This window comes from Methylomonas sp. MgM2, from assembly GCF_054172045.1.
In genome coordinates this window covers 90,136-106,562 of sequence record NZ_JBSYXO010000011.1, presented here as the reverse complement: position 1 = coordinate 106,562, position 16,427 = coordinate 90,136, and the positions used below count along the sequence as shown (strand labels likewise).

Sequence of the window (16,427 nt, the reverse complement as noted above, 5' to 3'; positions counted from 1 at the left end):
CAATCAATTTCAACGAAAACGTTTTTTACGATATGCTATCAAGCCATGAAAAAAACACATTTAACGGAAACACGATTCAGCAATCTGGAGTTATCCGACTCCATTATTGCAGGTCTTAAGGAAGCGGGCTTCATTCACTGCACGCCGATTCAGGACAAATCATTGCCGATAGCGCTCCGGGATAAAGACGTCGCGGGCCAGGCTCAAACGGGTACGGGTAAGACTGCGAGCTTTCTATTGGCGACTTTTCAACGCTTAATCAATGACGAAAGCGACAAGATTAAAAACCCTCGGGCATTGATATTGGCACCGACCCGCGAATTAGCCATCCAGATTCACAAAGATGCTTTAAGTTTGAGCAAATACCTTAATCTAAAGTTTGCGTTGATCTACGGCGGTACCGATTATCAAAAGCAGCTCGATAGAATTAAAACCAACGTCGATATCATCATCGGCACGCCCGGGCGCATCATCGATTTTTACAAACAAGGCTCATTCACCTTGGATCACATACAAGTCATGGTTTTGGACGAAGCCGACCGTATGTTCGATCTGGGTTTTATCAAAGACATCCGTTTTCTGCTGCGCCGTATGCCTCAGCCGGAAAAGCGCTTGAATTTGTTGTTCTCGGCGACATTGTCCTACAAAGTCACCGAACTGGCCTATGAACATATGAATAATCCCGTGCTGATTCGCATCGAGCCGGATGAAGTCACATCTAAGTCAATCAAGCAACTTGGCTACTGCCCGGCCAACGAGCAAAAAATACCGTTATTGTTGGGCTTGTTGAAAGTCCATCAGCCGATTCGCAGCATCGTATTTGTCAATACCAAACGCTGCGCGGAGCAATTGAACGACTATCTGCAAGCAAACGGCTATAAAACAGCGTTATTGAGTGGTGACGTACCTCAGGAAAAACGGCAGCGTCTACTAAACGACTTCCAAGAAAACCGCGTCACCTTAATGATCGCGACCGACGTCGCTGCGCGCGGTTTGCATATCCCCGATGTATCCCACGTATTCAATTACGACCTACCTCAGGACGTAGAAGATTACGTACACAGGATAGGCCGTACAGCGCGTTTCGGCGCCAGCGGAGAAGCGATTAGCTTCATTTGCGAGGAGTTTGCCTATTCGATGCCCGACATTGAAGCATACATTGGCGAAAAGATTCCGGTTGAACCGATCACTGCGGATTTACTGATCGAGGAGGTCGTAAAACCGGAGCGCCGCGAAATACGGGAGCGCGGACTGCCTAATGATAAACGCCGTCAGCAACGCAGGGAACGCAAGCCTCAGGCGTTTCAGAACTCTAAAGCCGATCCAGACCCGGCATCAGCGCCCGAAAATCCCGAATTGACGGAAACTCCTGAATCAGCCTGACGGGCGCTTGGCTATCAGGCTTGCTAATCGAAATAAGATAAGCGATTCCAAAGGCTCTCGCGGCACGCAGCACAGCCAGACTATCATCGACCAATAAAGTACTGCGTTTTTCAAAAATATGCTTTTGTTGTAACGTTTGCCAAAAACCCATCGCCTCTTTCGGCATGCCGAAATCGTGCGAACAGACAATTTCGTCGAAAAACCGGTGCAAACAGGTCTTTTCCATTTTTAGACTCAAACTATCGCGATGCGCATTGGTTACCAGCAGTAATGGCCTGCCGCTGGCCCGTACCGCATCCAGAAATTCGGTGACGTGCGAGTGCACCGCGATAAGACCGGCAAGCTCTTGCTTCAGGCCCGCAATATTTAACTCCAGCTCCTTGCTCCAGTAGTCAAGGCAATACCACTCCAATCGTCCTTCCATAGCCTTGAAGCGAGGCGCCAACTGACTTTTGGCTTCCGCCAAAGATAGCGCATGTAAATCGGCAAAACGTTGAGGCACAAATTCCTGCCAAAAATGATTATCGAAATTCAAATCCAGCAAGGTGCCGTCCATGTCGAGCAAAACGGTTTCAATTTCAGGCCAAATAAGCATCTTCGAGCTCTAGTTCTATCGAATGTGCCGCCGATAGTAACCAAAAAGCTAAGGCGCTGTCATTACAGCTCTGTTACGATGCCTGGATCACTAACCGTCTTTGCATGTTGCGTATACCATGTCTCGAAAAATGCCTATCATTCACAAGAAAACTGTGATCGCGGAAACCCATCAATTTCGCATCGAGTCTTTGGACTTGGAATTCGGTAGCGGCCAATACCGAAGGTACGAACGCTTGGCTAAGAACGGTTCATCCGGCGCGGTATTGGTCGTGCCTATGTTAAATAGAAAAACAGTCTTACTCGTTAAAGAATATGCCGCCGGCCTGCACCGCTACGAACTCGGTTTGCCGAAGGGCAAAATCGATGCGGGAGAGAATAATCTCTCCGCTGCAAACCGGGAATTGAAAGAGGAGGCGGGCTACGGTGCCAGACGGCTGCACTATTTGCACACCGTTTCGTTAGCTCCCGCTTACCTGGAACATACCATAGATATCATCCTGGCCGAAGACCTCTATCCGGACAAACTTTGCGGCGATGAGCCGGAAGAGTTGGAGGTCATACCCTGGAACATCGAGCAAATACCCGAATTGATCGCGACCGGCGAATGCAGTGAAGCGCGCACGATAGCCGCGCTGTATCTGGCTTTGGAATACTTGAACAAACGCTGAAATAGCCGCCGCGTCAATCCAACAGCGCCCAAAGCCTCCACCAATCGAACCATGGTCCGGGATCAGTTTTTCGACCGGGCGAAATATCGCTGTGGCCGACGATACGATCCTTGGTTAATTTGGGATAATGGGCCAACAATAAGCGGACGACTTCTGCCAGCCGTTGATATTGCTCTTCTTCATACGGCTGATTAACCGAACCTTCCAATTCAATGCCGATTGAAAAATCATTACAGCAATCCTTGTCTTGATAATGAGACAAACCCGCGTGCCAGGCTCGCTTATCGAACGGAACATATTGCACCAAGGAGCCGTCACGGCGAACCAACACATGCGCGGACACTCTCAGTTGCCAGATGCTCTGAAAATAAGGGTGCCGATCGGGCGACAAGCGGTTACAAAATAGCTGGTCAATATAATCTCCGCCGAATTGTTCGGGCGGCAGGCTGATACAATGAACCACCAACAAGGAAATATCCTCGGGATCGGGACGCTCATCGTAATTTGGCGAATCCAATCGGCTAGCGCTATCGATTCTATGGTTATACAGATGCATGAACGAATTAAATTAAAACTCACGTAATATCAACAGTCGGCAATCGAAGCAGCTTGATTTCTATCCGTGCTTTGCCTCCTTTAGGGTCAGACTATTATGAACTTAAAACCCACTCGACAAGAAATTGCGGCCTTTCTGGCCGAAGACATGGGAAGCGGCGACCTGACCGCAAACGTCATTCCCCAGTCCACGCAAGCGATCGCGCTGATCACGACGCGCGAGTCCATGGTTCTATGCGGCCAGGCTTGGTTCGACGCGGTTTTTTGGTACCTTAATCAGGATATCGGTATCGAATGGTTTTATAACGAAGGGGACGAAATCGAGGAAAATACCAAACTTTGTCGACTTCACGGATCGGCCAGAGCGCTATTGACGGGCGAGCGAACCGCACTAAACCTTTTACAAACTTTATCCGCCACCGCAACAAACGCCCGCCGCTACGCGAAGGCCGTGGATGGAACCGGCTGCAAAATATTGGATACCCGTAAAACCGTACCCGGCCTCAGAATGGCGCAAAAATACGCGGTCAAGTGCGGCGGTTGCGCAAATCACAGAATCGGCTTATTCGACGCGATACTCATCAAGGAAAACCACATCATTGCATCCGGATCAATCCAAGCTGCCGTTTCAAAGGCTAGACAAATCACGGACGTGTTGGTCGAGGTCGAAGTCGAATCGTTGTCCGAACTAACAGAAGCATTGGCCGCTAAACCCGACCGCATTATGCTCGACAACTTTTCAATCGCCGACCTTAAACGTGCTGTTGAATTAAACCAAGGTGCGGTCGAATTAGAGGCGTCGGGCAATATTACTCTGGAAAATATCCGCCGCGTCGCGGAAACCGGCGTCGACTATATATCGATCGGCGCGCTAACGAAAAACGTGTCAGCAATCGATTTATCAATGCGTATCGAATTGCTTTCAACATAAGCGCGCCCTCGAGGAATACGGCAAATACTACGCCACCTACTCGAAACCCTTGCTTCTTCAAAGAACGGCGTTTAAATTTTCATTCTCGTATAAGCGGGTTTTTTTCCAGTTGGCAAATTTGCTATCGTCAAAATAGGCGTCGTTATCAATCGCATGTTCGTAGCAACTGCGGAATAATCTCGCAGTACGGAAGGCGTGCAATTCATCGTCAGCGGTTACGATTTGAACATTACCGACTTGAAAGGTTTTATTGCGGGATTTGCCGTCTTTAACCCAAAACACCGTGTAGCATAAATAACTTTTATCCTTGCGGTGGTCGAACTTAATCGTTCTGGAAACGCCGGTTACGCCGGTCGTCGTTTTATTTTTCGGCGGCTTCAGAAATCGCGTTTTACTACCCTTTAACACCACCAGCATTTGGTCACGCCAAGTGATGGCGGCTTTCAAAGATTTGGTTTTACTTCCCCATAATTTATGAGAAAAATAACGGCTGCTCTCTTTACCTCGCCGAACAATACGAACCTGATAGCCGAATGCATCCGGTTCTGTAATATGTTTAACTTTTGCCATAAGTCACCAACCAACAATAAAGCAATCAAGCCTACATGTTCATCCTACAAATACCGTAAACACCGTCCGTTAGCCATGTAAGCATCGGATTACAAATTAACGTGAAATTATCAGTTGCGCAAGTAAAATTTGCTAGAAACGATAAATGAATCGCTAGATGATTCCCGACTAAATTGGTGTAGAATAGCCGACAGCCCTATCCGATAGGCGCAGACACACGCATAATCTTTTGTTTTTAATAACTTTGGAGAAAAAATCAATGAGCGTTTTAGTAGGCAAGCAAGCACCTGACTTCACAGTTCCTGCGGTTTTGGCAGACGGCCAAATTGTTGATTCGTTCAGCTTTTCTGAAGCGACTCGCGGAAAATACGCTGTCGTTTTCTTCTACCCACTGGACTTTACCTTCGTCTGCCCTAGCGAGTTGATCGCTTTCGATCATCGTATCGATGAATTCAAAAGCCGCGGCGTAGAAGTCATTGGTGTCTCTATCGACTCTCACTTTACCCACAACGCATGGCGGAACACTCCGGTCAACCAAGGCGGCATCGGTCCCGTCCGGTACACACTAGCGGCCGACATTTCGCACGGCATCTGTAAAGACTATGATGTCGAATCCGCCGGCGGCGTTGCTTTCCGCGGCAGCTTCCTGATCGACAAGGACGGCGTGGTTCGCCACCAAGTCGTAAACGATCTGCCGTTAGGCCGTAACATCGACGAAATGCTGCGTATGATCGACGCGCTGCAGTTCCACGAAGAACATGGCGAAGTTTGCCCGGCTGGCTGGAACAAAGGAGATTCCGGTATGGACGCTAGCCCCGCCGGTGTTGCCGACTACCTTAGCAAAAATGCCGACAAACTCTAAGCGCTAGTCGTTTTTATACAAGGCGCACTGCTCAGGCATGCGCCTTTTTTATGCGAGGCTATCTCGCCCACACGTGCTTATTCATCGGATCGGCCAGCCGGCATAAGCGCTCGGCGCTTGAAGGACCGTTTAAAGCAAATTCGTAGCGATCAATCGCCGGCCGACAACGAGGCTACAGCCGCCTAGCCGCAATACGTCTATAGGCTATTTTTGACCCAACGCACGATATCCTGCGCGCCCATGGCGCCCGATTGACGCGAAATTTCACGGCCATTTTTAAACAAGATCAAAGTCGGGATGCTGCGAATCCCGAATCGGCTGCTGAGAGCGGGTTCTGTTTCGGTATTGACCTTAGCCAACCTAAGCGATGGTTCCAGTAGTTGCGCTGCTTGCGCAAAAGCAGGCGCCATCATTTTGCACGGCCCACACCAGGATGCCCAAAAGTCGACCAGCATTGGAATGTCGTTGCCGGCAAGATGTTTATTAAAACTGTCGCCACTCAGCTCTAACGGATGCCCTTCAAATAAGGACAGATGGCATTTGCCGCATTTCGGATTTTGCTGCAATCGAATGGCCGGCAGTCGATTGACCGCCAAACAGCCAGGACATACCAAATGCAAAAAGTCGTTCATAAAAATCCCGTGTCAGCCCCGAGCGCCGGGGGTCAAAGTACACATTAATATTAACGTTATACCACGCATATCCTAACTTAAAACCCATAGATCCCTGTCATATTTCTGTAACTCTAAATATCTAAACTCCGTGATACTCCTGATTGCGGATTTATTTACCAAGAAAGGACAATATGAACATTCAAACCAACGAAATAAGCAGCCGACGTCCGCTTCATTTATTCGACGGCGAATTAGGTACCTTACATAGTCTTTTGCTGGAAATGACCGATTTGCTTATGTATCAAATTGAGCAAATTCTACACGCGCTGGACTTCGGCGATATCGAGCTGGCTTTAAAAGCAATAGGTAGAGACCGAAAAGTCGATAGCTGTCAGGCTCGCATAGAAACTGAAGTCCACAGCATACTCGCCCGGAGCGCTTCCTTGCCTAACGATTTACGTATCGTAATGATCGTTTCCAAAATGACTCAGGCCCTCGAAAAGCTCGGCAACGAATTTGTCGATCTTTCCTATCAAATAAAAACGATATTCGAACACGACAACGGCCGAAATTTCTCGGAAATGCTGGCGGAAATTATCAAAATCGGCGGCATGATTAAAATCATGTTGGACAAGATGACAGTGGTATTAGAAACACGAAATTCCAACCAAGCTTATAAGATCATTCAATATGGCTGGAATTGCGATACTCGTCTGCAGCAAGCCGTGGAGCAGCAACTGCTCGCGACGATCCAAGATACGACCGTCATTGAGCGCACGCTTAATGTTATGCACATTCTCAAAGTACTGGAGCGTAGTGCGAATTTGTGTAGAACCATTGCCGAATATCAAATTATGATGTTGGATAGCATCGATATGCGTCATCATGCAACCCCGGCAAAGATTAACGCCCACTCGGCGTGAATCAATATTGCATACGCCGAACTTGCTGAAATTCAATGGTCAAACAATAAATTAAGCTCGTTTATCTATTCGTGACAACACGACCGACAGGCACGCAGCTGAAGCAAAATGCGCGGTTTAGGTTTAACGACAAACCGACACCGGTCAAAGTTTGATAAACGACTTATACTGATTTGTCGAAAATTGATTAATAAGGCGAATTTTTAATCAAAATCTATTATGAGCACCCATCATTATCGAACCATTTGGATTTCAGACCTGCATATCGGCTCGACCCAATGTCAGGCCGATACACTGCTGGATTTTTTAAAATATAACGATAGCGAAAAGTTGTATTTAGTCGGCGACATCATCGACTTTTGGGCGCTATCCAAAAAAATGTATTGGCCCCGCGATCACAACACCGTCATCCAGAAAATCCTACGCAAGGCCCGGCACGGCACTCAAATCATCTATGTACCGGGCAATCACGACGAAAACGTCAGAGACTACGACGACTATATATTCGGCGACATCGTCATCAAAAAATCCGATGTCCATACCACGGCTATCGGCAAGCGTTTTTTAATCGTTCACGGCGACGAATACGACACTATCGCTCAGCATCACCGCTGGATGGCCAAATTGGGCAGCACCGGCTACGACTGGCTAATCCAACTCAATCGTCTTGTTCGTTATGTCAGGCGTGTGCTTGGCGTTCAATCGCATTTCTCTTTAGCCGCCTATATCAAATTCAAGGTCAAAAACGTCGTCCAATTTATGTCCGATTACGAAGAAACCATTATCCGGACATTGAGCAACGAAGGCGTGGACGGCGTCATTTGCGGCCATATTCATCATGCCGAGATCAAGGATATTCAAGGCTTCACCTACGTCAATACCGGAGATTTCGTAGAAAGCTGCACCGCTATCGTCGAACATCAAGACGGCCGGCTGGAATTGATCAGATGGCAAAAGCAGGAAACGCCGAAAGATCAACGCTCGGTTGAACAGGTGGCGTCGGAACTTGTTTAAAACCGCCAAAAGATTTTTTAAAAAATACAATTGATTAGTGCAAAAACTTAAAATTGTTCTACACTACCAAATGTACGATCGCTCCGCTCATGCCGCAGGGATGCAAATTTTGCCGACTGGCATTTCATCCTCTGCCAGTCGGCTTTTGTTTGCCCGCATCATCCCCCTCGATTAATGCCGCGCGTTGTAGATATCCGGTTTACCTCAATAACTCGATCGCGTATTACCCGTTCGAATCAACCCTGAGCGCTTGATTCAACAGCGCCCGTCATCTGGTTCAGCGTGTCTTGCACCGAACGCTTGTAATCGGTGTCGAAGCAGCAAGGCGCCAGCAACTGCCGTTGCGGCGTTGGATGATAAATCAGACACACGTTTCGATGCGTCCTCAACTGAATCGAGGGCGTTGGCCGGCGCATTATCGATTCCGCGAGACATTATCGGGGCCGGCAATTCGGCATAAAGTTTTTTGTCCGCATGGATGCCAATCTAAGGAATAAGGTTTCGCCCTCCGCCAATTTCCGGAAGTGAAGGCATGAATTCAGTAAAACAGCGTTCACTCCTGCCTGAGTTCCTGATATTCTGGCGATAATCATTCAAGTTGTGCATCGCCGTTTTATCTATGACTGTTTCTGAGCGCGATTTTATCGGTTACGGTAAAGCACCGCCGCACCCTAATTGGCCGAATGGAGCACGCCTTGCAATCAATTTTGTGGTCAATATTGAAGAAGGGGCCGAACGCAGTATATTGGAGGGCGACGGCAGTTCCGAAAACTATCTGACCGAATTGGCATTAAGGCCGGCAATATCGGACGAGCGCGATTTTTTTTCGGAGTCGGTATTTGAATATGGTTCGCGTTGCGGTATATGGCGATTACTGGATTTATTCGAACAACGGAACTTAAACGTCACCGCCTGGGCCTGCGGCATGGCATTGGAAAAAAATCCGCCGTTGGCGATTCATCTGGCAGCAAAAGGCCATGAGCTGGCCGGCCACGGTTACCGCTGGTTCGATTACCGGCATCTGCCGGTCGACGTTGAACGAGAGCATATCCAAAAAACCATCGCCGTGATCGAGCGCTATACCGGCAGCAAACCGTTCGGATGGTACACCGGAAGGAAAAGTGTGCACACGCGGGAGCTGCTGGTTGAGGCAGGTGTTCGCTACGATTCCGAAAGCTATGCTGACGACCTACCATACTGGGAACGGGTGCGTGGGCAGCCGCACTTAATCATTCCCTATACGTTTGATGCCAACGATGCCAAGTATTTTTTGACGCCCGGCTGGATGTCCGGCGAAGATTTCTTAGCGTATTTGCAAAACACGGTTCGCTGTTTGTATCGGGAAGGCCGATACCTGCCTAAAATGATGACCGTGGCCTTACATCCTCGAATCAGCGGGCGTCCGGGACGGGCCGAAATCGTCGCGCGATTCCTCGATTTTCTACAAAGCTTTCCGTCGCTTTGGATATGCACCCGCGAGCAAATCGCCCGTCACTGGTATCAATACCACTCTTATTCTTCCGACACCGGAGCCGGATCATGAACGATCACTATTCGATTCGCCGCATGCGGGCGGACGAGATTCAAATCGCTATCGATTGGGCCGCGCGGGAAGGCTGGAATCCCGGCATCCATGATGCTCAAACATTTTATCAGGCCGACCCCAACGGATTTTTCATCGGAGAACAGGACGGTCGGGCTATCGCTGTCGGCAGCGCCGTGGTCTATGACGAGCATTTTGCGTTCTGCGGCTTATACATCGTGCATCCCGATTACCGGGGTAGAGGTTACGGCATGGCTTTGACCCGAGAGAGATTGCGCCATGTGGGTCAACGCAACGCTGGCATCGATGGGGTCGTGGAGAACATTCCGATCTACGAGCGGATCGGCTACCGGCTCGCCTATCATAATATCCGTTTCCAAGGCGGCGCCACGGCCGGCCGGGTTACTAATCAGTCCATAATGCCGTTGGCGCAAGTGCCGTGTTCGATGCTGGAAGCGTATGACCGGCTTTGTTTTCCTTCTAAACGCAGCCGATTTTTGAATGCTTGGATTAATCAAGACCACGCTAAAGCGCTAGCCTACATGGAAAACGGACAATTACAAGGTTACGCCGTGCGCCGGCAATGTATCGAGGGTCACAAAATCGGCCCGCTGTTTGCCGACGGTTTCGCCGTCGCCGAACAGCTGTTTCAAGCTTTGCAGCAGGATATTCCCGGAGAAACCATTTATCTTGACGTCATGGAAACCAACACGCAGGCTTTGCGCTTGGTGAACGCATATCACATGCATGAGGTTTTCAGCACCGGTCGCATGTATTTGAAAGGCCGCCCCCAACTCAGCGAGCATAAAATTTTTGGGATCACGACTTTCGAGTTAGGATAACACCCCTTTTTAGCTGCGATCATAAGAATTGATCTAATTCCTAACCGGACACCCATAAATACCATGACCAAACCTGAGCGCTTGTTCGAACACATACTGACGCATTATCGCGGATTATTCGCCACTGTCTTTCTGCTGCCTATTTCGGCGGTCTACGGCGTTTACGCCAGCCTGCGGAATTGGTTGGCGTTTAGCCTGAACAGCGCTCCGGCTAAACACGATGCCAGGGTTGAAACGGTCATCCGGCAAATCGAAGACTGGAAGCAACAAGGTGCGGTGCAGAAGCTTTGTACCGCAAGATCGGGCTGGAAAACCATGAGTGAACTGGTGCCTAAATACAAGCTGTCTTATCGCAAGATCGACATCGGACTATACGACATACTCGACATCGATGAACAGCGACAAATTGTCCGTGTGGAACCTTTAGCGACCATGGGGCAAATCTCGCGCGATCTGATCTCCCGAGGCTGGACCTTACCGGTGGTACCGGAGCTGGATACTTTGACGGTCGGCGGTTTGGTTATGGGTTTTGGGGTGGAAACCAGCAGCCATAAATACGGGTTATTTCAAAATATTTGCCTGTCTTTCGAAATCGTCACTGCCGAAGGGAAATTGCTAAAGTGCGGTCCTTCGGAAAATGCCGAGCTGTTTTACCAAATTCCCTGGAGTCACGGCACCTTGGGATTTCTGGTTGCCGCGGAATTGAAAATCATACCGGTAAAGAAATATGTGCGGCTTTGCTACCGGCCGACATACAGTCTGGATGAGACGATCAGCGTGTTCGAACAGGCGTCCCGCGATACCGAAAATAACGACTTCGTGGAAGGCTTGGTTTACGGCCGCGAACATGCGGTGATCATGACCGGCCGATTCGCGGATGAGGTAAGCGCCGACGGTTCTTTGAACGCCATCGGCCGTTGGTATAAGCCGTGGTTTTACAAGCATGTCCAAACCTATTTAAAGCAAAATAAACAAGGTGTCGAATATGTGCCGGTTCGGCATTATTTTCATCGCCATACCCGTGCTTATTTTTGGGCGATGGAGGAAATCATTTCGTTCGGGAATCACCCGATCTTCAGGGCCTTGCTGGGCTGGGCCTTGCCGCCTCGCATCGAATTATTGAAATATACCGAAACCGAAACCACTCGGCGGCTCAGGGAAAAATATCACGTGGTGCAGGATATGCTGATGCCCATCCGGTATTTAAAGGAGTCTTTGATTTATTTTGACGAGCACTTCCGCTTATACCCCTTATGGCTGTCGCCGATGGCAATCAAAGATCATGGCGGACAACCCGGTTTTGTTCATCCGCTCGATATTAATGCCGGCGAAATCGACGAAATGTATGTGGATATCGGCGCCTACGGCACGCCGAGCAAGGGGGAATTCGATAATGCACTCGCCTTGCCCTTGCTGGAACGATTCGTTATCGAGCATTCGGGCTACCAGGCCTTGTATGCGAGAACGTCCATGAGCAGGGAAGATTTCAGGAAGATGTTCGACCATACCCAGTACGATCAGTTGCGGGAACGCCTACCTTATTGCCGCCAAGCCTTCGATGAGGTGTACGACAAGGTTTCTTCGAAAGGCAGGTGCTCGCCGGTGGAAATGCGGAAACTGGAGAAAGCCGCTCAGTAGGCGCTACTGAGCGGCTAAACCGAATGTGAGCAGGCAAAGAAGCGCCGTTTGGCTTAGGTTCCGTTTAAGAAGGCGATGAATATTTGCAAGGCTCACGACAACGTCGCTTTCCGGAAGACGTTCCGTTCCGGCGCGATTCGAGATTCGCAAATCAAGCTAAACAACTCAATCGACTTTTAGGCGCAACGAGAATGTGCAAGACCTTTGGAAATTCCGCGTACGCTATAGCTTAGGTTTCCCGCACTGGACAAAGGTGCGGTCATGAGATTCTTGACAGATCAAACAACGTCTGGCGGTTGGGCAAGCTTGTAATCGCTCGATGGGTATCGCATCCGCGCAGTCGCAACATTCACCGTAGCGGCCTTCGGCAATACGCGTCAAGGCGGTTTCGATATCGCGGATTTCCTGAATCAAGCGATCGACTGCGGCTAGTTCGATGTCCACCAATAAGTCTGCCAATGCTTCATCGCCGGTATCGTGGACTTGGCCGGCTAACTCGGCATATTGTTCCTCTTCACTTCTGGTCAACTCCTCACTGATTTCCAGTCGTAAAGCGATCAGGCGATCATTTAACTTCTTTTTAAATTTATTGATCTGTTTTTCGTTCAATCCAACGCCCATCTCATTATCCCCTCGTAATCCGATATTGTCTGAACCAGCGCCAATAGGGTTTACAAAACAAGTTACGCGATAAGTGATTATTCGGTACTATTACACGGCTTAATCGCCAATTCAAATCTCGTAGGAGAAAAACGCATCATAATTCAGCAGTTTGAGTTTCTGATAGTGACTTTGTTCAGGGTTTCTTTAGACAAAGTATTTGAACGTTCGGGAATGTGATGTGCTTAAGAGTCGAGTTCTTCGGTAAAGAAGGAATGTAAGCCATGTCGCCGGTTATCGGAGTCCTGCTAGCAGCGGGTTCTAGCAAAAGGTTTGGATCGGATAAGTTGATGCTATCGATGCCGGACGGTATTTCCGTGGCTGCGCGAGCGTGCCGTAATTTGTTAGAGGGCGTCGACCGCGTATTGGTTGTCGTGCGGCCCGGCAGTGATCGTCTGGTGGATCATCTGGTGGCTGAGGGCGCCGATGTCAGAACTTGCATCCATGCCGGTCAAGGTATGGGAACAAGTTTGGCTTTTGGCATCGGCGTTTGTCCCGAGGCGGCCGGTTGGTTGATCGCGTTGGCGGACATGCCCTGGATTTCCCCTGTTACGATTCGTAAAATAGCCGAAGCGATAAGCTCCGGAGCCTTGGTCGCCGCGCCGGTGTGGCAAGAGCGACGCGGCCACCCGGTGGGGTTTTCATGGGTTCTGCGTGATGAATTAATCGGCTTGAGCGGCGATGTCGGTGCCAAGTCGGTAATACAGTCCAATATAAACCAGCTGCGCCTGGTCGAATGCGACGATCCGGGAATTTTAACGGACATTGATTATCCGGATGATTTGAGGTACCTGAACGAAAAACGAAACCTGTGATCCCGGACATTCTAAATCTGCAAATTGAACTTCATCAGGCGCGCCGTGCTTACGCGGTTGCCACGGTGGTGGAAATCATTGGGTCGGCCTCGGCCAAACCCGCGGCTAAGGCGTTGATTGATCAGACGGGTGTGCTGTTAGCCGGTTGGATAGGCGGCGGATGCGCTCAGTCTATGGTCTGCCAAACCGCATTGGAATGTTTCGCTAGTGGCGAGCCACGCATGATCGATATTGATTTGACCGACGAAGTTTTCGGTGCGGGTATGCCTTGCGGCGGGCAAATGCGGGTTTACATAGAGCCGGTGATTCCAAAGCCTCAACTTTGGTTGATGGGGCATGGTCGTATTGTCGAAAGTTTGTGTGAATTCGCCAATCGGCTCGGTTTTGAGGTAATCGTAAACGATCCGCAAGCGGCACCGGAGCATTTGCCGGCGGCCGCCCGCATCATCAATGACGATACGCGTTATCAGCAGTTGTTGCCTCAAGCGGGTGATTATGTCGTCATTGCCACGCATCATAAAGGCGACTACGACTCACTGACGCAAGCCCTACAATCGGATGCGGCTTACATTGCTTTGGTATCTAGCCGTAAGCGTGCCGACTTGGTATTAAATCGATTGGCTAAAGAAGGTTTTTCCGAAGTAGGGTTGTCCAGGATCCGCGCGCCGGCCGGTTTGGGTTTAGGCGGCAAGCTACCGGAGGAAATAGCTTTATCGATAGCCAGCGAGATCGTCATGGTTCGGCGAGGAGGGCACGCCCAGCCGTTGAGCGGGCATGGCTCTTAAGCGGCAACCGGATTTATCTGCGACTGAAAAAAGGCCGGCAGGTTTTAACTTGCCGGCCTTTTTGGTTAATTCAAAGCGCTATCATGCGTCGTAATTGGCGCCGGCAAACTCCCAGTTAACCAAGGCCCAGAACGCTTCCAGATATTTTGGGCGCGCGTTACGGTAGTCGATATAATAGGCATGTTCCCAAACGTCGCAAGTCAAAATAGGCGTTTGGCCGGCGGTCAACGGACAACCGGCATTGCTGGTACTCACCAATTCCAGCTTGCCGTTGGCATTTTTTACCAACCAGGCCCAGCCGGAGCCGAAAGTGGTTACTGCGCATTTGGTGAATTCTTCTTGGAATTTTTCGAAAGAGCCGAATGTTCTTTCGATTGCATTAGCCAAACCGCCTGTTGGCGCGCCGCCTCCGTTTGGAGACAAGCAGTTCCAGTAAAAAGTGTGATTCCATACTTGGGCTGCGTTATTGAAAATGCCGCCGGAAGATTTTTTTACGATGTCTTCCAAAGACATACCGTCAAACTCTGTGCCGGGAACCAAGTTATTCAGGTTTGTTACATAAGTTTGGTGGTGTTTGCCGTAGTGATACTCGATGGTTTCGGCTGAAATGTGCGGAGCCAGTGCGTCGTTAGCGTACGGTAAAGCAGGTAATTCAAAAGCCATCTTTATTCTCCTGATTGAATGAACAGCAACTTTAGCGCAAGTCGAACTCTTACGCTAATAACCCAGTATTATAATAAAGAATTAAGGTAAATCACTATTCTATACGTGGAATAATTCTATGGCTATCGAAGTTGAACATAAATTTTTATTGGCGAGCGACGCTTGGCGCAAAGAAGTTGACCATTCTGTCCATTACAAACAAGGTTATCTCGGTGGTAGCTCGCTAAACTCCGTGCGGGTGCGAATTTCCGACATGCATGCTTGGCTCAATATAAAGAGCGCCACCATCGGCAATCATCGGCACGAGTTTGAATACGAGATACCCTTAAACGACGCAAATACTATTCTCGATGAGCTATGTCATAAGCCTTTGATCGAAAAAATGCGCCATTTTGTGCATTTCGAGGGTCATGTTTGGGAGATAGATGAGTTCATGGGGGATAACGCCGGCCTGATAGTTGCCGAAGTCGAGTTGTCGCAAATTGGCGAATCTTTCGCAAAACCGGTTTGGATTGGCGCAGAAGTAACAGATGATTTGCGCTACTACAACAATAATTTAACCAAAAATCCGTACAAGAATTGGAAATAATTACAATAAGTTAACCCATATATTGAAATATTGCCGGTAATGGATTATATTCTGTGTATGAATATAGCCACTATTGTTGTTTTTTTGTTACTTCTCATGAAGCCGGTGCAGGCGTCGGAGTTGAATGCTTCGATCGATAGCATCGAGAGCGCATGGGCGCTTGCGTATTATCAATCGGACGAGGAAAAGCAAAAGCAGACTTATCCAGTTTTATTAGACAAAGCTGCCCGGTTGGTTTTGCATTACCCGAATGCGGCGGAACCCAAAATTTGGTTAGCGACCGTTATGGCCACATATGCCGCATTCGAGTCACCGTTTGAGGCTTTGTCTAGCTTGGAAAGCGCCAAAAAATTATTGGAAGAAGCCATCGAAATTAATCCGAAAGCACTGGATGGGATGGCTTATGTTACGCTTGGTACCTTGTATTATATGCTTCCAGGCTGGCCGGTATCGTTCGGAGACGACGAAATGGCAGAGGAATTATTAAAGGCCGGTTTAAAGATCAATCCAAGCGGGATTGACGCTAATTATTTTTATGCGGATTTTTTGTTGCGCCAAGACCGGACGACAGAAGCGGAGGCCTTTTTCCGAAAAGCCACGCAGCTTCCTGTGCGCAGTCATCAAGTGTTTGCCGATACGCAATTACAAAACGAAGCTAAATTAGCGTTAGCCCACGCTCAGCAACGCAAATCGAATGTCGGCAAGAATAAATTTCAGGCGTTGTTTACTACGGCTTCTATTAGTATGAACTAATTTACGCTGATTAATACATTCA

At 49.0% G+C, this 16,427-nt stretch carries 20 protein-coding genes; 13 read left to right on the top strand and 7 right to left on the bottom strand.

The window, feature by feature from the left end:
- Positions 1-45 precede the first annotated feature (45 nt).
- Positions 46-1,383 carry an ATP-dependent RNA helicase RhlB gene (gene rhlB, locus ACW73I_RS10750; protein WP_458029315.1) on the top strand — a complete coding sequence of 446 codons (1,338 nt, stop codon included), beginning with the start codon at positions 46-48 and terminating at the stop codon, positions 1,381-1,383.
- Here rhlB and yrfG read toward each other — a convergent pair.
- Positions 1,313-1,978 (bottom strand): GMP/IMP nucleotidase, encoded by a 666-nt coding sequence (gene yrfG, locus ACW73I_RS10745; protein ID WP_458029313.1) that lies wholly within the window; start codon positions 1,976-1,978, stop codon positions 1,313-1,315. The two genes, rhlB and yrfG, sit on opposite strands and share 71 nt — an antisense overlap.
- 118 nt (positions 1,979-2,096) lie before the next feature.
- Here yrfG and nudE point away from each other — a divergent pair, with 118 nt between their 5' ends.
- Positions 2,097-2,648, top strand: coding sequence for an ADP compounds hydrolase NudE (nudE, locus tag ACW73I_RS10740; protein WP_458029311.1), 552 nt, complete (start codon positions 2,097-2,099; stop codon positions 2,646-2,648).
- Between the two features lie 13 nt (positions 2,649-2,661).
- Here nudE and ampD read toward each other — a convergent pair whose 3' ends face one another.
- Positions 2,662-3,204: a 1,6-anhydro-N-acetylmuramyl-L-alanine amidase AmpD gene (gene ampD, locus ACW73I_RS10735; RefSeq protein WP_458029309.1), complete on the bottom strand. Its 543-nt coding sequence runs from the start codon at positions 3,202-3,204 to the stop codon at positions 2,662-2,664.
- A gap of 96 nt (positions 3,205-3,300) precedes the next feature.
- Here ampD and nadC point away from each other — a divergent pair, with 96 nt between their 5' ends.
- Positions 3,301-4,134 (top strand): carboxylating nicotinate-nucleotide diphosphorylase, encoded by an 834-nt coding sequence (nadC, locus tag ACW73I_RS10730; protein WP_458029308.1) that lies wholly within the window; start codon positions 3,301-3,303, stop codon positions 4,132-4,134.
- Positions 4,135-4,191: 57 nt separating this feature from the next.
- Here nadC and ACW73I_RS10725 read toward each other — a convergent pair whose 3' ends face one another.
- Positions 4,192-4,704: a hypothetical protein gene (locus ACW73I_RS10725; protein WP_458029307.1), complete on the bottom strand. Its 513-nt coding sequence runs from the start codon at positions 4,702-4,704 to the stop codon at positions 4,192-4,194.
- 259 nt (positions 4,705-4,963) lie between these two features.
- On the opposite strand from ACW73I_RS10725, the gene ACW73I_RS10720 reads away from it, so the two are divergent.
- Complete coding sequence (locus tag ACW73I_RS10720; RefSeq protein ID WP_458029306.1) at positions 4,964-5,566, top strand: peroxiredoxin C; 603 nt, start codon at positions 4,964-4,966, stop codon at positions 5,564-5,566.
- 197 nt (positions 5,567-5,763) lie between these two features.
- On the opposite strand, the gene trxC is transcribed toward ACW73I_RS10720, so the two are convergent.
- Positions 5,764-6,198, bottom strand: coding sequence for a thioredoxin TrxC (gene trxC / locus ACW73I_RS10715; protein ID WP_458029305.1), 435 nt, complete (start codon positions 6,196-6,198; stop codon positions 5,764-5,766).
- 173 nt (positions 6,199-6,371) lie between these two features.
- Here trxC and ACW73I_RS10710 point away from each other — a divergent pair, with 173 nt between their 5' ends.
- The gene (locus ACW73I_RS10710; RefSeq protein ID WP_458029304.1) at positions 6,372-7,103 is read left to right on the top strand and encodes a PhoU domain-containing protein; all 732 of its coding nucleotides are present in this window, start codon (positions 6,372-6,374) and stop codon (positions 7,101-7,103) included.
- 219 nt (positions 7,104-7,322) lie between these two features.
- Positions 7,323-8,117, top strand: coding sequence for a UDP-2,3-diacylglucosamine diphosphatase (locus tag ACW73I_RS10705; protein ID WP_458029303.1), 795 nt, complete (start codon positions 7,323-7,325; stop codon positions 8,115-8,117).
- Between the two features lie 236 nt (positions 8,118-8,353).
- On the opposite strand, the gene ACW73I_RS10700 is transcribed toward ACW73I_RS10705, so the two are convergent.
- The gene (locus ACW73I_RS10700; RefSeq protein ID WP_458029302.1) at positions 8,354-8,533 is read right to left on the bottom strand and encodes a hypothetical protein; all 180 of its coding nucleotides are present in this window, start codon (positions 8,531-8,533) and stop codon (positions 8,354-8,356) included.
- Between the two features lie 203 nt (positions 8,534-8,736).
- Between ACW73I_RS10700 and ACW73I_RS10695 the strand changes: the two genes are divergently transcribed.
- From ACW73I_RS10695 to ACW73I_RS10685, 3 genes are all read left to right on the top strand, one after another.
- Positions 8,737-9,660, top strand: a complete 924-nt coding sequence (locus ACW73I_RS10695; protein WP_458029301.1) for a polysaccharide deacetylase family protein — start codon at positions 8,737-8,739, stop codon at positions 9,658-9,660.
- On the top strand, positions 9,657-10,502 hold the full coding sequence (locus tag ACW73I_RS10690; RefSeq protein WP_458029300.1) for a GNAT family N-acetyltransferase: 846 nt from the start codon (positions 9,657-9,659) through the stop codon (positions 10,500-10,502). Before ACW73I_RS10695 ends, ACW73I_RS10690 begins: the two co-directional genes overlap by 4 nt.
- 63 nt (positions 10,503-10,565) lie before the next feature.
- A complete protein-coding gene (locus tag ACW73I_RS10685; protein WP_458029298.1) occupies positions 10,566-12,140 on the top strand; it encodes an FAD-binding oxidoreductase in 1,575 nt (524 codons plus the stop codon).
- A 222-nt stretch (positions 12,141-12,362) separates the two neighbouring features.
- Here ACW73I_RS10685 and ACW73I_RS10680 read toward each other — a convergent pair whose 3' ends face one another.
- Complete coding sequence (locus tag ACW73I_RS10680; protein WP_458029296.1) at positions 12,363-12,761, bottom strand: TraR/DksA family transcriptional regulator; 399 nt, start codon at positions 12,759-12,761, stop codon at positions 12,363-12,365.
- A 263-nt stretch (positions 12,762-13,024) separates the two neighbouring features.
- On the opposite strand from ACW73I_RS10680, the gene ACW73I_RS10675 reads away from it, so the two are divergent.
- A complete protein-coding gene (locus ACW73I_RS10675; RefSeq protein WP_458029295.1) occupies positions 13,025-13,615 on the top strand; it encodes a nucleotidyltransferase family protein in 591 nt (196 codons plus the stop codon).
- Positions 13,612-14,400: an XdhC family protein gene (locus ACW73I_RS10670; RefSeq protein ID WP_458029293.1), complete on the top strand. Its 789-nt coding sequence runs from the start codon at positions 13,612-13,614 to the stop codon at positions 14,398-14,400. The genes ACW73I_RS10675 and ACW73I_RS10670 overlap by 4 nt, the downstream gene beginning before the upstream one ends.
- 81 nt (positions 14,401-14,481) lie before the next feature.
- Here ACW73I_RS10670 and sodB read toward each other — a convergent pair whose 3' ends face one another.
- Positions 14,482-15,063: a superoxide dismutase [Fe] gene (gene sodB, locus ACW73I_RS10665; RefSeq protein ID WP_458029292.1), complete on the bottom strand. Its 582-nt coding sequence runs from the start codon at positions 15,061-15,063 to the stop codon at positions 14,482-14,484.
- A 118-nt stretch (positions 15,064-15,181) separates the two neighbouring features.
- On the opposite strand from sodB, the gene ACW73I_RS10660 reads away from it, so the two are divergent.
- Both ACW73I_RS10660 and ACW73I_RS10655 read left to right on the top strand, forming a co-directional pair.
- On the top strand, positions 15,182-15,652 hold the full coding sequence (locus ACW73I_RS10660; RefSeq protein ID WP_458029291.1) for a CYTH domain-containing protein: 471 nt from the start codon (positions 15,182-15,184) through the stop codon (positions 15,650-15,652).
- A 120-nt stretch (positions 15,653-15,772) separates the two neighbouring features.
- On the top strand, positions 15,773-16,405 hold the full coding sequence (locus ACW73I_RS10655) for a hypothetical protein (RefSeq protein ID WP_458029290.1): 633 nt from the start codon (positions 15,773-15,775) through the stop codon (positions 16,403-16,405).
- Positions 16,406-16,427: the final 22 nt, after the last annotated feature.

Coding starts and splice junctions, on each gene's coding strand:
- rhlB (WP_458029315.1), top strand. CDS start 46: ATGAAAAAAACACATTTAACGGAAACACGATTCAGCAATCTGGAGTTA.
- yrfG (WP_458029313.1), bottom strand. CDS start 1,978: ATGCTTATTTGGCCTGAAATTGAAACCGTTTTGCTCGACATGGACGGC.
- nudE (WP_458029311.1), top strand. CDS start 2,097: ATGTCTCGAAAAATGCCTATCATTCACAAGAAAACTGTGATCGCGGAA.
- ampD (WP_458029309.1), bottom strand. CDS start 3,204: ATGCATCTGTATAACCATAGAATCGATAGCGCTAGCCGATTGGATTCG.
- nadC (WP_458029308.1), top strand. CDS start 3,301: ATGAACTTAAAACCCACTCGACAAGAAATTGCGGCCTTTCTGGCCGAA.
- ACW73I_RS10725 (WP_458029307.1), bottom strand. CDS start 4,704: ATGGCAAAAGTTAAACATATTACAGAACCGGATGCATTCGGCTATCAG.
- ACW73I_RS10720 (WP_458029306.1), top strand. CDS start 4,964: ATGAGCGTTTTAGTAGGCAAGCAAGCACCTGACTTCACAGTTCCTGCG.
- trxC (WP_458029305.1), bottom strand. CDS start 6,198: ATGAACGACTTTTTGCATTTGGTATGTCCTGGCTGTTTGGCGGTCAAT.
- ACW73I_RS10710 (WP_458029304.1), top strand. CDS start 6,372: ATGAACATTCAAACCAACGAAATAAGCAGCCGACGTCCGCTTCATTTA.
- ACW73I_RS10705 (WP_458029303.1), top strand. CDS start 7,323: ATGAGCACCCATCATTATCGAACCATTTGGATTTCAGACCTGCATATC.
- ACW73I_RS10700 (WP_458029302.1), bottom strand. CDS start 8,533: ATGCGCCGGCCAACGCCCTCGATTCAGTTGAGGACGCATCGAAACGTG.
- ACW73I_RS10695 (WP_458029301.1), top strand. CDS start 8,737: ATGACTGTTTCTGAGCGCGATTTTATCGGTTACGGTAAAGCACCGCCG.
- ACW73I_RS10690 (WP_458029300.1), top strand. CDS start 9,657: ATGAACGATCACTATTCGATTCGCCGCATGCGGGCGGACGAGATTCAA.
- ACW73I_RS10685 (WP_458029298.1), top strand. CDS start 10,566: ATGACCAAACCTGAGCGCTTGTTCGAACACATACTGACGCATTATCGC.
- ACW73I_RS10680 (WP_458029296.1), bottom strand. CDS start 12,761: ATGGGCGTTGGATTGAACGAAAAACAGATCAATAAATTTAAAAAGAAG.
- ACW73I_RS10675 (WP_458029295.1), top strand. CDS start 13,025: ATGTCGCCGGTTATCGGAGTCCTGCTAGCAGCGGGTTCTAGCAAAAGG.
- sodB (WP_458029292.1), bottom strand. CDS start 15,063: ATGGCTTTTGAATTACCTGCTTTACCGTACGCTAACGACGCACTGGCT.
- ACW73I_RS10660 (WP_458029291.1), top strand. CDS start 15,182: ATGGCTATCGAAGTTGAACATAAATTTTTATTGGCGAGCGACGCTTGG.